Genomic DNA, 14,630 nt, shown 5'->3' with positions numbered 1-14,630 from the left:
GGCGCTCGGAAGGGGTCTCAGGCCGAGAAGGTGTGGCGGTACTCCGTCGGGGAGGTGCCGAGAATGCGATGGAAGTGCAGACGCAGATTCGCGCCGGTGCCGAGCCCGACCCGGTCGGCGACCTGCTCCACGCTCAGATCGGTGCGTTCGAGCAGCTCACGGGCCAGGTCCACGCGCGCCCGAAGCACCCACTGCATCGGCGTGTAGCCGGTGTCCTCCGCGAACCGCCGGGAGAAGGTGCGCGCCGACACCCGCGCGTTGCGGGCGAGCGCTTCGAGCGTCAGTGGCTCGGCGAGGTGCGCCAGGGCCCACTCCCGCGTGCTCGCGAACAGGTCGCCGAGCGGCTCGGGCACACTCCGGGGAACGTACTGCGCCTGTCCCCCGCTGCGATACGGCGCCGCCACCAGCCGTCTCGCCACGTGGTTGGAGAGCCCGACGCCGTGGTCGCGCCGCACCAGGTGCAGACAGAGGTCGATGCCGGATGCCGCGCCCGCCGAGGTGAGCACGTCGCCCTCGTCCACGAACAGCACGTTCTCGTCCACCCGCACAAGCGGATGCCGCTCGGCGAGAGCCTTCGTGTAGTGCCAGTGGGTCGTCGCCCGTTTGCCGTCGAGCAGACCCGTGGCCGCCAGCGCGAACGCCCCGGTGGAGATGGCCGCGAGCCGGGTGCCGCGCTCGTGGGCGGCGATGAGGGCGCTGACGACGGCCGCCGGTGGTTCCGTGGTCGCCGGCTCCCGGTAGCCGGGGATGAAGACGGTGTCGGCGTGCTCGAACGCCTCGAGGCCCTCGGCCACGTGGTACGAGAGTCCTTCGCCACCGGTCACCGGTCCGGGCGCGGCGCCGCACACCCGCAGCTCGTAGGGCATGCTCGGGCGGTTGGAGAACACTTGCGCGGGGATACCGACGTCGAGTGGCTTCGCGCCGTCGAGCACGAGCACGACGACATGGTGGTTCTTCCGGCTCATCGGGCTCCTTCGGCTTCCCGCGATCGAACGGGCCCCCGCGCGCACCCGTGACCTCGATGACGACTACCGCGAGCATCCTGCCACTGGCTGCCGGGCCGTCCGGCCACCGAGCACCCAGCTGAGGTCGTGTTCGGCGTGTTCCCGCGACCGGGCACTGAGCTGGTCGCTGATCCACATCTTGGTGGGCCGCGGCACCCGCGGATCGGCGACAAGTGCCTCCAGATCCTGGCGCGTTGTCGCGTACGAGCGGCGGATCGCGCAGCTCACCAGCCCCAGGGCGTACCGCTCCGGAAAGACCACGCGATCGGCGTCGTCCTCCGGGCCACGCTCCTTGAGGTGCTCCCACAGTCTCCGGTACACGGCCGGGGAGCCGTGGTCGAAGATGCTGTCCATCGCGCCGCGGAGCGACTTGGCGAGGTGGTTCTCCGCGGCGCGGCCCTGTCGCGAGGCCACGGCCGCGCCGATGACACGGATCAGCAGCTCGGCGGCGGGTGCCGCGCCGTGCACGGCGCTGAGCCGCCGCACCAGCCGGCCGAGCCCGCTGATCAGTCCGGCGTCGGTCGGTGGGGCGAAGGCCAGGTCGAGGGCCGTGGTGAGGGCCGTGGGGGTGAGCGGGCCGGACTCGCAGGCGGCCTGGAGCAGGGCCTTGCGGGCGGCGTTCCGGGTGGCGGCCGACGCGTCGTCGAGGAGGGGGATGCCTCCCGCGGCGTCGAACACCAGCTCCGACAGGAAGGTGTGTGCCGTGGTGTACTGGGCGGGTTCGAGCGCCGCGATGGTTCCCACCAGCCCGAGGAAGGCCGCCCGGGTCTTCTGGTCGGAGAAGGTGCCGTACCGGGGCAGGAGTCCGGTCAGGCCGGGCGCGGGGAGGACACCGGTGGACACCGAGCATTCCCAGAGCGTGAGTGCCTGGCGCTGCCGCTTTCCGCTGTTGCCCTCGGCGATCTCGTCCGCGATCAGCCCGGTGAGGGCCGGTGCCGATGCCCGTAGCGCGGCCAGCACCCGCTCCTGGGCGAGCGGCGGCAGCGGACCCGTGCCCTTCTTGGCCCGGCCGGTGGTGACGGCCTCCAGAAGTACGGTGTCGGCGTCCATGAGCGACAGGTTCACCAGGAGGCCGATGTGGCGCTCGGTGTGGAGCCCGGCGTCCGTGATCGCCCGGTGCAGGGATTGGCGGACGAGGCTCCGGGCGGCGGCCGGGGCGGTCGTCGCCTTCTCGATCCTGCTCACGGCGGTGGGGTGACCGCCGAGCGCGGCCGGCAGGAGGAGCGTGGCCAGGCCGTCCCGGGACAGCCACAGTTCGGAGCCCGCGTCCCAGCCGGAGTGTTCCAGGACCTGCCGCACGCGGTGCGCGGGTACGTCCCGGTGGGCGAGGATCCGGCGGGCCACAAGCGCGAGCCGCTGCGAGGGGGTGACCGGCTGGTTCTCGGGGCAGGGCAGCGCCTTGAGCATGGCAGCGAGCCGGTGGACGAGACGTTCCGCGGCGGCGCAGTCGGCGCTGAGCAGCAGAGGGAAGACCATCCGGTGCTGGAGCGCGTGCGGCGCTCCCGGCCCGGTCATCGCCAGACAGCGGTCCAGGGTGGCCTCGATGGCCCAGTGGCCGTGCGGAAGAGTGGTCAGGACGGCTGTGGCGGCGATGAGTCCGGCGTTGCCCGCGGTGTCGTGGTCATCCGCCTCGAGGAGCGCCACCGCGGCGTCGAGGCGGCGCATCCAGGGGTGGGGTGCGGTGGCGGGACAGCCGTCGGGGGTGTCGGGGTCGCCGGCGTCGCCGATGGGGAGTCCGTGGTCACCGGGGCGTCCCTGGTCACCGGGGCGTCCCTGGTCACCCGGGAGTCCGTGGTCATGGGTCCAGGAGGCGGCCAGCACCCTGGCCAGGGCCGTTTGGAAGAGCTCGACGTCGTACGACTTCCGCGCGAGACGCACACGCTGGAGACGCTCCTGGACGGCGGTGGCCCACTCCACCGAGCCCAGTGTTTCCCAGTGCCGCGCCCAGAGGGTCATGACGCCGGACGCCAGCTCCGACAGCCCGCGGGTCAGGGCGAAGTCGAGCATTTCCATGAGGCCCGTCCGGGCTGACGCCACATCGACGTGTGACGTCAGCACGAGCAGCCGAGGCAGGACGTCGAGGCCCGCGACGGCCGTACGGCGCCCGGTCAGCTCCCGTACGCAACCCCAGTCGGCGAGCGCGGCATGGACCGCGAGCGAGTTCTGGGCGGCCAGCCGTTCCAGCGCTTCGAGTACGGCCTCCCGCAGACTGGGCTCCTGCCTCTCCCACAGCCCGTGGAGCTGCGGCAGGAGGGCGTCAACGTCCGTGTCCCGCACGGTCGGGGCCAGCACCGCGTACCGTCGCGCGACGCCATGCGGCGCCGTCGCGAGCAGGGGCTCGACGGGCACGCCCACGGCCGGGTTCCGGGCCGCGACGGCCACGGCGACGGTGTGCAGGATCATGGCGTCCTCGTGCGCCGCCATACGGAGCAGCGTGTCCCTTACCGGGCCGCGATACCGTTCGGACCCCGCGGCGAGCATGAGCAGCTGTTCCAGGATCGCCCCGACGAAGAAGTCACGGGGATGGGACCCGATCCACTCGCACAGCGACAGCAGCGCCCGCGCCCCGGTGAGGTGCAGCAGACCGCGCGCGGCCGCGTACTCGAACATGGTCTGGTGGAAGAAGTGGATGCCGTCCGAGGCTCCTCTGCCCAGCACGCCCCGGTCGATCAGCAGATCCAGGGACGACCGGATGCGGGCGGGCTCGTGCGGCCACGCGGGGCGGGGGCCGCCGTGCGGCGAGGTGAGCCGCTCGACCAGATCGTCGCGGGCCAGCTCGGTACGGCCGGCCGACATCAGCACGACGGCGATCGGACCGGTGATCGAGGAGAGGTCCTCCGGCGCCGTGGCGCTCTGGTTGCCGTGCTGGCGCCGGTCGGTGACGACCCGGTGGTCCCAGTAGCGGCGGTAGAGGCCGGTGGCGTCGATCTCGGCGCTGGGGAACGCCCCGTCGTCCCGGGCGAGTTCGAACAGCAGCCGCAGCTGGAGGGGGCTTCGGCACACCTCGCGCACCGGCAGTCCGCGGGCCACGGGCTCCATCAGCCTCCGCACCCGTGCCCCGTCGTCCCTGGGGACGGCGTCGGGGCAGTAGAGCGTGGCGTGCCCACGGATGGCGTGGGGGATCTCGCCGTCGTCGTAGGGGCCGAGCGACATCCGGAGGAAGCCGGTGCGCAGCCGGTTCGCCTCCTCCGGACGGGAGGTCAGCACCAGGCGGACACCGGCGGCGGCGAGATCCTCGCACAGGTCGAGCAGCGTCATCTCGTGGTGGTCGTCGTGCAGCAGCAGATCCGCGGTGTCGAGGAGCACGACGGGTGTGCGCCCCCGCGTCCGGGTGTGAGTGGCCCCGGACACGACGGTCGCGGGGCTCAGCATGGGCGTTGCGGAGGCGCCGCTCAGGGGGCGCAGCAGCCAGGCGGCGTTCACCAGGAAGACCTCGGCGTCCTCCAGAACGGTCAGGTCCCGGGCGAGGCCCCACAGCAGGCTGCTCTTCCCGTTCCCCGCCTCCCCGGTCACCAGGACCGCCTTCGGATCGTCGTCGTAGAGGGCCTCCACCACCCGGTCCTGGATGGCGCGCCGCACATACAGCCCGCCGCTGAGCTGCGGTGGGGAGCCGGTGTCACCGTCCGGCCGCGGGGAGTCCACGAGGTCCAGGTCGTCGGAGAACCTCCGCGCCCAGCGGCGGAGTTGGCGGTGTGCGGCCGGTCCGGTGTCCGGTGGGGTTCCCGCATCCGGGGGCGGCGGCGCCGGACCTTCCGGGGACCGTTCCGGTACCGGGCCCGTGGGCGTCACCGGCCCAGGTGGTGTGGCGGCTGGGCCGCCGCCGGGTGGCAGTTCACGGAGGACGGAGAAGGCGAAGGCGGCGGCGTGGCGCGCCGCACGGGACTGCCAGCCCTCGGCGTCCGCGTCGTACTTCTTGCCGTCGGCCCGGTCGCTGATTCCGCGGACGATCAGGGCGGGCAACGCGGCGTTGAGATGGGCGGCCTGCGCCACGCCCGCGCCCTCCATCTCGATGGCGGCGGCGTCCTGGTAGTTCCGGCGCAGTTGCCGTCTCAGGGGCGAGTCCGCCGAGTTGAGGACGACCTCACCGGCGGCCACGGGCTTGAGGTGTACGGCCGGGCGGGCGGCGCCGGGCGGGCGGTCCCGCAGCAGGTCGGTCCACGCACCGGACCTGCGGGCCATGCGGGCCAGCTGGTCGAGTTCCTGACGCACCGGCCAGACCCGCGGGCGGGAGTGGAACTCTCCGTCCTCGTCCTTGCCACCGTGGTACGCGTACACATGCGTGGCCATGACGACGTCCCCGAGCCGGACATCGCCCTTGAGGGCTCCCGCCACCCCGACGAACGCCACGGCGCGCGGGCCGAACATGGTGATCGCCCGTTCGGTCAGCACGGCCGCCCCCTGGTTGCCGTCCCCGAGTTCGGCAAGCGCCACCAGCCACGGCGTGCCGTCGAGCCGGCCGACCTCGAACAGGGTGCCCGCCGGGTGGAGTCGCGGCCGCGGATCGACCAGGTGCGCCCGGACCGCCTCGTACTCCACGTCCAGTGCGGTCAGCACGACGAGTGAGTCGCTGTGATGCCCGGTGCTCTCCACGTCTCCCCCCGGCCACGGTCGACCCTGGTGCGGCCCGCGGGCGAAATGCTACCGTCCGCGGTCTCCTGGGGCTGGGATCAGCGGGCGTACCGAACGCGCAACGGACGTACGAGCCGCCGTGACCATCGGTATCGCCGGGCGACGCCGGATGCTTGGATGCGCGGTATGGACCTCCCCCACACAAGCCCCTTTGTCCCGAGGCCGATGGCGGTGCCTCCGTTCGACCCCGAGCTGAGCGTCGCGCTGGAGTCCTTGGGCAACGGGCCGAGAGAGCCGGTCACTCCGGGAAATCTCGCCGCCCGGCAGAAGCGGGACGCCGCGACCCGGCCCAGGCCGACGGCCGATGACCTACGGGCCGATGGCCGTTTCGAGGTGGCGGAGCTGTCCGTCCCGGGGCTGCGGGACGGGCCCGATGTCACGCTGGTGAGCGCGCGGCCCGCCGGGCGCGAAGGGCCGCTGCCGCTGCTGTACTACATGCACGGCGGCGCGATGATCATGGGCAACGCATGGTCGGTGCTTCCGCGGATCCTTCGCGAGTGGGTCCTCCCGCTGGACATGGCCGTCATCTCGGTCGAGTACCGGCTGGCGCCGCAGACGCGGTACCCCGGACCGCTGGAGGACTGCTACGCGGGGCTCCTCTGGGCCGCCGGGCACGCGGCCGAACTGGGTATCGACGCGGACCGCGTCATCGTCGGCGGGAAGAGCGCGGGCGGCGGTCTCGCCGCGGCTCTCGCCCTGCTGATCCGTGACCGCGGCGGCCCCGGCATCCTCGGACAGCTCCTGCTGTGCCCGATGCTCGACGACCGCGGACACACCTTCTCCAGCCACCAGATGTCGGGCGTCGGCATGTGGGACCTCGTCTCGGGCGAGACCGCTTGGAAGGCGCTGCTGGGCGACCGCTACGGCCGGGCGGACGTGCCGCCCTACGCGGCGCCCGCCCGCGACACGGACCTCTCCGGTCTTCCTCCGGCGTTCATAGACGTGGGATCGGCGGAGATGTTCCGCGACGAGGACGTGGCGTACGCGAACGGGATCTGGCAGGCCGGCGGCCAGGCCGAACTGCACGTATGGCCCGGCGCGTACCACGGCTTCGACGGCATGGCACCGCAGGCGGCCATCAGCAAGGACGCACGCCGCGCCCGCACCCGCTGGCTCAGGCGCCTCCTCGCTCACTCCAGGGACGCCGAGCCGAGGCTCGCTGGATGAGCCGGGCGGGGCGGATTCCGCCACCGGTCTCGCCCCCATCCGGGCGTACGGCAGGTGAGGCGGTAAGGCCCGCCACGCGTACCCCCAGCCACCGGCTTCAGGCGGCCTCCGACCGCCGCTCGGACGACGCGGTCGCCGGCCGGGAGCCCGATTCCCGCGCCCCGCCGGGAAGCAACCGCAGACGACGCCGCTCGCGTGCGTGCGGCGGGGCCGGGGAGGACCCGGACAGCCAGTCCTCGACACGGTCCATGACCAGCAACATCAAAACCAGCGTGGGCAGCACTGAGACCGCTACAACGATCACGACGAAGGGCCCCTTCCTCAGCAGGCGACCCCGGCCGGGTGCCCACGGCAGCCCGGCGCGTCAACGGTGTTGTGTGGGAATGATGTGAAGGTCGAGCGCGGTGCCGGCCGCATGGACCCGGCCGCATGGGCCCGGCCGCATGGGCGAGCCCGAACCCGGGCCCCGGGGGCAAATTCGTTGGACATCGCGTACCCCAGCGGTGAAGGGTGACGGCATGAACCAGGAGGAGATCTGGGACGTCGACGCCGCGCAGCGCTATGACACGCCCGGCACGGGCATGTTCGCGCCCGAGATCCTGAGGCCGACGGTGCACCGCCTGGCCGAGCTCGCAGGCGGCGGAGCGGCACTCGAGTTCGCCATCGGCACCGGCCGGGTGGCCGTCCCGCTCGTCCGACGAGGGGTCCCCGTCACGGGTATCGAGCTGTCGCGTCCGATGGTCCAGCAACTGCGCACCAGGGCCGACGAAGCGACGATCCCGGTCATCGTGGGCGACATGGCGACGTCCGTGGCTCCCGGGGACTTCACGCTCGTCTATCTCGTCTACAACACCATCTCCAACCTGCTCACCCAGGCCGAGCAGGTCGAGTGTTTCCGCAACGCCGCCCGCCACCTCAGGCCGGGCGGCAGGTTCGTGATCGAGCTATGGGTGCCCGAGCTGCGCAAGCTCCCGCCGGGCCAGACGGCCACCGTCTGGCAAGCCGAGGCCGGTTACATCGGATTGGACACCTACGACGTACTGCGGCAGCACGTCGTCTCCCACCACTTCCGGTTCGACGACACCCGGCAGGCCCGGCTGACCCGCAGCCCGCACCGTTACATCTGGCCCGCCGAACTCGATCTGATGGCCCAGCTGGCGGGATTCGAGTTGGAGAGCAGGCACGCGGACTGGTCCGGCGCCGAATTCACCGCCGAGTCGCGCTCCCACGTCTCCGTCTACCGAATCCCGCCGAACCGGTAGCCGCGCCGGGCGGCTATGGGCGAGTGGCTATGGTCAGCATGTCGGAGTGGTGTGGTTCCCAGCCCAGTTGACGGCGGGTCCGTGGGGCCCGGCAGCGGCTGGACGACGCCATGATCAGGGCACCGAACTCCCCCCAGATCTCGGCCGCCTCCGCTTCGTCGACACCGCGGGTACCGCATCCCAGGTCGTCGGCCACCCGCTCCGCCAGCCACCGGTTCGGGGTCTCACCCGCCACGGCGTGGTAGAGCGCCCCTGAGGTTCCCTTGTCCAAGGCCAGGGTGAACAGGCGGGTGACATCGTCGATATGGACGTGGCTGTAGGTGTTCAGGCCCTCGCCGACGTAGCAAGCCGCGCCCGTGGCGGCCACCGACTGATAGACCATCGACAGATGTCCGTGGTCCCCGGGCCCCCAGATCAGTCCGGGGCGGATGACCATCGTGCGCATGTCGCGTGAGGCGGCGGCCAGCACCTTGTCCTCGGCGGCCTTGCGCGCGGCGGCCAGGGGTTCGACGGTGAACGGATCGTCTTCGGCGAAGCCGGCCTCGCTCCACGAGCCCGCGGTGCGCTGGAGAAACACACCGGTACCGGAGAGGAACACCAGTGTCTTTCCGCTGTCGGCCAGTGCCTGGATCAGGTCGTCGAGGGTCGCGGTCTCCTGGGCCGGGTCTGCCGCGGCCGCGTAGACGACGGTGTCGGCGAGGCGAGCCGCGGCGATCGTCTCGGGCAGCCGTGCCTCCAGGTCCCCCGCGACCGGGGTGATGCCGTCGGCCTTCAGAGCGGCGGCCGCGGCCTCGGTGCGGGCCAGGCCGGTGACAGTTTCCTTCAGCCCGGCAGCGTGCTGATCTCGCCGCCGTCGGCGAAGAGGATCGCGCCGTTGATGTAGCTGCTCGCGGGGCCGGCGAGGAAGGCGACGATCTCGGCGATCTCGCGCGGCTCACCCGCCCGGCCCCGGGCGTTGACCTGGTCCAGCACGGCCACTTGGGCTCCGAACATGGCGGAGGTGCCCTCGGTCTTCACCGGGCCGGGCGAGACGGTGTTGATCCGCACTCCGCTGCCGCCGAACTCGGTGGCCCAGTAGCGGGTGAGGATCTCGACACCGGCCTTGGAGGCCCCGTAGACGGCGCCGATCGGCGCGGGTGTTCTGGCCGCGCTGGAGCCGATCGTGATGACCGCGCCATGTCCCCGCGCGGCCATGGCCGGGGCGAGCGCGCCGACCAGGAGGAAGGGGGCTCGGGTATTGATCGCGACATGCCGGTCGAAGCTGCTGGCGTCGGTCTGTGCGGTCGGCGTAAAGACGTAGTGGCCCGCGCTGTTCACCAAGATGTCCACCTCGCCCGCCTCCGAGGCCAGCCGCAGGGTGTCCTCGGCATCGGTCAGGTCCGCGGCGATGAACCGGGCGGGTCCTCCCAGCTCCGCGATCTCCTTCACCAGGGACTCGCCGCGGGCGCGGTCCCTCCCGTGCAGGACGACCTCCGCACCCTGCTCGGCCAGACGCTGGGCCACGGCACGGCCGATGCCCGAGGTGGCTCCGGTCACCAGGGCGGTGCTGCCCTGCAGCGGGGTGCCGGCACTGACGCCACTGGCGATGCCGACGCTACTGGCACTCATGACGATCTCACTTTCTGTCCATGCAGGCGCAGGGGTTGCGCACGCAGCAGGGCGCCCTGCTGACCATGTGTTCGCGGTCTCGACAGAAACTATGCGCGACAGATGTTCTGTTCGCAAGAACATCTGTCGGGCCGCCGACATGCGGTACATTGCCGGTGTGAGTGCTTCACCTTCCGCCGCCAACGGCGGCGACGCCGCCGACACCGCCACGCGCGCCGCCACCCGCGAATCCGGGCTCGATTCGGATCTGGGGTGGGCCATCCGCATGGTCTCCTCGGCCTTCCGCCGAGTGGCCACCAGTTCCGTGGCGGACCTGCCGGGTGGGCCGCGGGGCTATCTGGTCCTGGTCGCCGTGGCGTCCGGCGAACCGCCGTCCCAACTCGCCCTGGCGCAGCAGGTGAACCTCGACCGCACCGTCATGACGTACCTGCTCGACGACCTCGAGACGCGGCAGCTGATCACCCGCAGGCCCGACCCCCGCGACCGGCGGGCGCGCCAAGTCCTGATCACCGAAGAGGGCCGCGCCCAGCTCGAACGCGCCCAGGACCGCCTCTCCGTCGCCGAGGCGCGTCTGCTCGCCGACCTCGACGAGCACGACGCCCGCCGGCTGCGCCTGCTCCTGACCCGCGTCGCCCGGACTGCTCAGCGCGAGGCGCTGGCTCCCGAGGCCGACTGCTGACGAAGCGCACGGCGCTTCGCCGCGTGCTGCTTTCGCCGCGCGTCACCGCGTGCTGCCGGCGCCGGGCGTCTACTGCCGTTCCGGATCGGCGGCCGCCGCAGAACCGTCGGCGGCCAGGGACTCCAAGGCGGGCAGCGCGGCGTGGAGCGTCTGCCGCTCCTCAGCGCTCAGCTCGTCGATTCGCGTGGCGAGCCGGGTGGCGGCTTCGTGGCGCACGGTACGGAGGAGTTCACGGCCGGTGTCGGTGAGGGTGATCAGGCTGGCGCGGCGGTCCTCGGGGTCGGGGGTGCGCTCGATCCAGCCGGAGGCGTCGAGCAGTTCGACCATGCGGGACGTGGTCGGCAGGGCGATGCCCAGCCGGGTCGCGAGGGTGCTGATGCGCATCGAGCCATGAGTGGCGAGCGCCCCCAGGGCCGCCTGGCGGCTGGGGGTGAGATCGCCGTGTCCGCCCCGGGCGCCCCGTAGGGCGGGGAGCAGATGCTGGAGGGCGGTACGGAGCCGTTCGGCCAGCTCCGCCGATTCCGGGGCGGCGGGACTCGGGGTTACGGATTCCGGGGTGACGGACCCGGGGGTGGTGGGGTCGAGCGCGGTCATCTCGGCTCCTCGGAGGGTGGTCCCGGCCCTTGGCCGGGTGACGATGATGGCGGCGGCGGGGGCGGTGCCCCGGACTCCGGCGGGGACACCTGCCGGGGCGCGGGCGCCGGGTGGTGCGACGTGTCCTCGGTGGCCTCCGCGCCCTCGGTGCCCTGCGTGCCCGCGCCGGCCGGGGTGGCCGGGGCGGCCGAGGTGGCCGAGGTGGCCGCGGTGGCCGAGGTGGCCGCCACCGCCGCCGGGGCACCGGCCCCCGCCTTCGCCCCGCCCCCGTGCACATACCGCCCGCCCCGCAGCAGCGATGCCACCGCGGCCACGAGACACGCCGCGATGGCGAAGTCGAACGCGGCGGACAGGCCCTGGGAGAACGGCGGGGAGATCAGCGCCGGGAAGAAGCCGCGCCCCGTGAGATAGGCGGCGTGGTGGGCGGGCAGATGGTCGAGCACCTGCTGCCCGAGCAGGGTTTTCACCGGGTTGTAGCCGAGCAGCGAGGCGAACAGCACCCCGACCGGCGGCAGGGCGGCGACCCTCGCCGCGTCGCCGGCCGGGACCCCCTCCGCGGTCAGGCCATGGGTCAGGGCACCGGGGAGCGAACCGGCGAGCCCGGCGATCATCAGGGAGAAGAAGATGCCGATGGACAGGACGGTGGCCGAGTTCTGGAAGGTGGTACTGATCCCGGCGCCGACCCCGCGCTGATCGGGCGGCAGGCTGTTCATGATGGCCGCCCGGTTCGGCGAGCTGAACAGCCCCATGGCGATCCCGTTGACCAGCAGGATCGCGGCGAACACCGGATAGCCGAAGTCCACCGGCAGCTCCTCCAGAGCCACGAAGGTGGCGGCGGCCAGCAGCATCCCGCCGGCGGCGAACGTACGGGCGCCGAACCGGTCGGAGGCCCAGCCGGAGAAGGGTCCCGCGATCAGGAACCCGATGGTCAGCGGCAGCATGTAGATGCCCGCCCAGAGCGGGGTCTCCTCGAAGCCGTAGCCGTGGCGGGGCAGCCAGATGCCCTGCAACCAGATGATCAGGATGAACATCAGGCCACCGCGGCCCAGCGCCGCCAGCAGACTGGCCACGTTCCCGGCGGTGAACGCGCGGATGCGGAACAGGTCCAGGTGGAACATGGGCTGCGCGACCCGGTTCTCGATCAGGCAGAACACACCCAGCACCGCCACTCCCCCGGAGATCGCGGCGATCACCCAGGGGTTGCTCCAGCCCATGGTGTGACCGGCGTAGGGCTGGATGCCGTAGGTGATACCGGACAGCACGGCGATCAGGCCGATGGCGAAGGTGAGATTGCCCCACCAGTCCAGCCGGGCCGGGGTGCGCACGCCGGTGTCCCGCAGCTTCAGATACGCCCAGACCGTGCCGAACAGCCCGATGGGGACGGAGACCAGGAACACCAGGTGCCAGTTGAGCGGGCCGAGCAGCCCGCCCAGGATCAGCCCGATGAAGGATCCGGCGATGCCCGCCACCTGGTTCAGCCCCAGGGCGAGACCGCGCTGATCGGCGGGGAAGGCGTCGGTGAGGATGGCATTGGAGTTGGCCATCAGCATGGCGCCGCCCACGCCCTGCAGCACTCGCATCCCGATCAGCCACAGCGCGCCGGACGTGCCGTGCATCCAGGTCACGGAGAGCAGCACGGAGAACACGGTGAAGACCGCGAACCCCAGGTTGTACATCCGCACCCGGCCGAATATGTCCCCCAGCCGGCCGAAGCTCACCACGAGCACGGCGGTGACCACCATGTAGCTCATGATCAGCCACAGCAGCAGGCTGGTGTTCCCCGGGCGCAGCGGATCCACTCCGATGCCACGGAAGATGTCCGGCAGCGCGATCAGCATGATCGAGATGTTGATCGTCGCGATCAGGACGCCCAGCGTGGTGTTGGACAGCGCGATCCACTTGTACCGCGGCCCCGGACCACTGTCGTCATGGGGCCGTACGGCCCTTTCGGCTCCGGCCGTACGCCGCTCGGTCGTCCGACCCACCGAGCATCACTCCCGTCGGGAGTTGGTTGCTTGACATCAACCAACCTAATCCCGATTCGTCCCAGCGCCAAGGGGGACCACAACGGCTCGGAGCGGCGCCGGCCACGAGGGCGCCGGGCCACTCGGGCCCCCACCCCTGTCCTGCCACCGGCGGTCCGCACGCCACCTGGCACCATGACTGGCATGCCTGCTTACGTGATCTCTGAGGTTGAGGTGCTGGACGAGGAACTGGCCGACACTTACCGGACGTTGGCGGAGGCTTCCATCCGCCGCTACGGCGGTCGCTATGTCGTCCGCGGTGCCGCGCCCGAAGCCATGGAGGGCAGCTGGCCCTCTTCTCAGCGGGTGGTCGTCGTCGAGTTCCCGGATGCGGATCGGGCCAGGGAGTGGTACGCGTCTTCCGAGTACGCGGACGCGCTCAAGGTCCGGAAGACAGCCCTGGAACGGCGGCTTCTTCTGGTTGAGGGGGTGGCTGAGTAGCGGTCGCTGTCGTCCGGCGGCGATGCGCGAGGCGCTCGCCACGGAGGAGTACCGAGCGGGCGCGACGTGGCCGGTCAGCCCGATGACGTTTCGATCAGCTCCAAAAGATTGCCTTCCGGATCGGCGATGTACGCGTAACGCATACCTTCGGTGACGCCGGGTGCGCGACAGGGCTGGAACCGGGCCGTTCGACGAATTCCACGCGCAGGCCCGCCGCATCACTCAGGACGGCGGTGCGCACCCCCGCCTCGGGCAGTTCCAGGCGCTCCTCCACCTGAGTGAGTCCGAAGGCATCGCCGTACCAGACTTCCTGCGCGCACTGCTTCACCCGGGCCGAGGCCGGCCGCCGGGCGGGAGTGAGCGTCGCGGCGCCGTACAAGCACTTCGCCGACCGGGAGACACTGCTGGCCGAGCTCGCCACGAAGGGATACCGCGAGCAACGGGACCGGTTCGCCGTGGCTGTGGGGGGCGGTGAGGACCCCGTGGAGCGACTGGCCTCGTTCGCGTCCGCCTACGTCCGCTTCGCCGCCGAGGAGTCCGCCCTCTTCGACATCACCTTCAACGCGGGTCTCGACAAGTCCAGATTCGCCGAAATCGCCCTGGCGGGCGACGAAGTGACCGGCCTTCTGCTGCCCGTGGCCCGCCAGTTGGCCCCTGACCCGGGCCACGCGTCCGACCCGGCACGCACAGGACGATACGCGTACAGGACCACCGGTCCCGTGCCATCCGCGGTACCCACTTATTTGTGGGTACTTGGCACCGGCGCACGGCCGGGCGAATCTGGTGGTGGGCGGTCGGAGGGCCGCCGGATCGGATGACACGGAGGTGGCGTTGCGTCAGGGTGCCGACTGGGCCTCGGCCAGCTTCTCCAGGCGACGGTGTCCCCAATCGGACAGGGGGACCAACGCCTCGGAGAGGTCGCGGCCGAACGCGGTGAGGGAGTACACGGTCTTCAGCGGCAGCACATCGTGGACTTCGCGGTGCACCAGCCCGTCCGTCTCCATCTCACGGAGCGCCTGAGTCAGAACCTTCTCGCTGAGACCCGGCAGCCGCCGGCGTAGCTCACCGGGGCGGTACGGGCCGGACTCCAGCGCCCAGAGCAGGGCGGTCTTCCACTTGCCGTCGATCACGGAGATCGCGGCGGTCACTCCGCAGACATTGGTGTCCTGAGCACGGCTGCGTGTCATCTTCGCTTTCTTTCCTTTGCGCTATGTACGCGTAT

General features: G+C 71.6%; 13 protein-coding genes. 5 read left to right on the top strand and 8 right to left on the bottom strand.

Annotated elements, in window-relative coordinates; all coding sequences use genetic code 11:
- Positions 1–17: 17 nt before the first annotated feature.
- Entirely contained in the window at positions 18–965 is a 948-nt protein-coding gene (locus J2Z30_RS42325; protein ID WP_044580242.1) for a GlxA family transcriptional regulator, read from the bottom strand.
- A gap of 63 nt (positions 966–1,028) precedes the next feature.
- Positions 1,029–5,594: a phosphorylase family protein gene (locus J2Z30_RS50285; protein ID WP_052701867.1), complete on the bottom strand. Its 4,566-nt coding sequence runs from the start codon at positions 5,592–5,594 to the stop codon at positions 1,029–1,031.
- Positions 5,595–5,798: 204 nt separating this feature from the next.
- On the opposite strand from J2Z30_RS50285, the gene J2Z30_RS42315 reads away from it, so the two are divergent.
- Positions 5,799–6,800, top strand: coding sequence for an alpha/beta hydrolase fold domain-containing protein (locus tag J2Z30_RS42315; protein WP_107073442.1), 1,002 nt, complete (start codon positions 5,799–5,801; stop codon positions 6,798–6,800).
- 97 nt (positions 6,801–6,897) lie between these two features.
- Here the strand turns inward: J2Z30_RS42315 and J2Z30_RS42310 are convergent, their stop codons facing one another.
- Positions 6,898–7,104, bottom strand: coding sequence for a hypothetical protein (locus J2Z30_RS42310; protein WP_044580240.1), 207 nt, complete (start codon positions 7,102–7,104; stop codon positions 6,898–6,900).
- Between the two features lie 214 nt (positions 7,105–7,318).
- On the opposite strand from J2Z30_RS42310, the gene J2Z30_RS42305 reads away from it, so the two are divergent.
- Positions 7,319–8,062: a class I SAM-dependent methyltransferase gene (locus J2Z30_RS42305; RefSeq protein WP_044582494.1), complete on the top strand. Its 744-nt coding sequence runs from the start codon at positions 7,319–7,321 to the stop codon at positions 8,060–8,062.
- Between the two features lie 13 nt (positions 8,063–8,075).
- Here J2Z30_RS42305 and J2Z30_RS42300 read toward each other — a convergent pair whose 3' ends face one another.
- Together J2Z30_RS42300 and J2Z30_RS42295 are read right to left on the bottom strand one after the other, a co-directional pair.
- Positions 8,076–8,822 carry an NAD-dependent epimerase/dehydratase family protein gene (locus J2Z30_RS42300; protein ID WP_308280251.1) on the bottom strand — a complete coding sequence of 249 codons (747 nt, stop codon included), beginning with the start codon at positions 8,820–8,822 and terminating at the stop codon, positions 8,076–8,078.
- A 62-nt stretch (positions 8,823–8,884) separates the two neighbouring features.
- Positions 8,885–9,670: an SDR family NAD(P)-dependent oxidoreductase gene (locus J2Z30_RS42295; RefSeq protein ID WP_044580237.1), complete on the bottom strand. Its 786-nt coding sequence runs from the start codon at positions 9,668–9,670 to the stop codon at positions 8,885–8,887.
- 157 nt (positions 9,671–9,827) lie between these two features.
- Here J2Z30_RS42295 and J2Z30_RS42290 point away from each other — a divergent pair, with 157 nt between their 5' ends.
- Positions 9,828–10,349, top strand: a complete 522-nt coding sequence (locus J2Z30_RS42290) for a MarR family winged helix-turn-helix transcriptional regulator (protein WP_308280239.1) — start codon at positions 9,828–9,830, stop codon at positions 10,347–10,349.
- A gap of 69 nt (positions 10,350–10,418) precedes the next feature.
- On the opposite strand, the gene J2Z30_RS42285 is transcribed toward J2Z30_RS42290, so the two are convergent.
- Both J2Z30_RS42285 and J2Z30_RS42280 read right to left on the bottom strand, forming a co-directional pair.
- On the bottom strand, positions 10,419–10,943 hold the full coding sequence (locus tag J2Z30_RS42285; protein ID WP_044582493.1) for a MarR family winged helix-turn-helix transcriptional regulator: 525 nt from the start codon (positions 10,941–10,943) through the stop codon (positions 10,419–10,421).
- Positions 10,940–12,928 carry an MFS transporter gene (locus J2Z30_RS42280; RefSeq protein WP_107073441.1) on the bottom strand — a complete coding sequence of 663 codons (1,989 nt, stop codon included), beginning with the start codon at positions 12,926–12,928 and terminating at the stop codon, positions 10,940–10,942. Before J2Z30_RS42280 ends, J2Z30_RS42285 begins: the two co-directional genes overlap by 4 nt.
- 183 nt (positions 12,929–13,111) lie before the next feature.
- On the opposite strand from J2Z30_RS42280, the gene J2Z30_RS42275 reads away from it, so the two are divergent.
- Positions 13,112–13,408, top strand: coding sequence for a DUF1330 domain-containing protein (locus tag J2Z30_RS42275; protein WP_044580234.1), 297 nt, complete (start codon positions 13,112–13,114; stop codon positions 13,406–13,408).
- A gap of 278 nt (positions 13,409–13,686) precedes the next feature.
- Positions 13,687–14,226, top strand: a complete 540-nt coding sequence (locus J2Z30_RS42270; protein ID WP_209469063.1) for a TetR/AcrR family transcriptional regulator — start codon at positions 13,687–13,689, stop codon at positions 14,224–14,226.
- A gap of 18 nt (positions 14,227–14,244) precedes the next feature.
- Here J2Z30_RS42270 and J2Z30_RS42265 read toward each other — a convergent pair whose 3' ends face one another.
- Positions 14,245–14,595, bottom strand: coding sequence for a winged helix-turn-helix transcriptional regulator (locus J2Z30_RS42265; protein ID WP_044580233.1), 351 nt, complete (start codon positions 14,593–14,595; stop codon positions 14,245–14,247).
- Between the last annotated feature and the right edge of the window lie 35 nt (positions 14,596–14,630).

The organism is Streptomyces iranensis, assembly GCF_017874715.1.
In the GTDB taxonomy this organism is placed as follows: Bacteria; Actinomycetota; Actinomycetes; order Streptomycetales; family Streptomycetaceae; genus Streptomyces; species Streptomyces iranensis.
This window is presented reverse-complemented; position numbering and strand designations above follow the sequence as displayed.

Bases quoted from the DNA above. Each gene is read 5' to 3' on its own strand.
- J2Z30_RS42325 (WP_044580242.1), bottom strand. From the start codon at position 965: ATGAGCCGGAAGAACCACCATGTCGTCGTGCTCGTGCTCGACGGCGCG.
- J2Z30_RS42315 (WP_107073442.1), top strand. From the start codon at position 5,799: ATGGCGGTGCCTCCGTTCGACCCCGAGCTGAGCGTCGCGCTGGAGTCC.
- J2Z30_RS42305 (WP_044582494.1), top strand. From the start codon at position 7,319: ATGAACCAGGAGGAGATCTGGGACGTCGACGCCGCGCAGCGCTATGAC.
- J2Z30_RS42295 (WP_044580237.1), bottom strand. From the start codon at position 9,670: ATGAGTGCCAGTAGCGTCGGCATCGCCAGTGGCGTCAGTGCCGGCACC.
- J2Z30_RS42285 (WP_044582493.1), bottom strand. From the start codon at position 10,943: ATGACCGCGCTCGACCCCACCACCCCCGGGTCCGTCACCCCGGAATCC.
- J2Z30_RS42275 (WP_044580234.1), top strand. From the start codon at position 13,112: ATGCCTGCTTACGTGATCTCTGAGGTTGAGGTGCTGGACGAGGAACTG.
- J2Z30_RS42265 (WP_044580233.1), bottom strand. From the start codon at position 14,595: ATGACACGCAGCCGTGCTCAGGACACCAATGTCTGCGGAGTGACCGCC.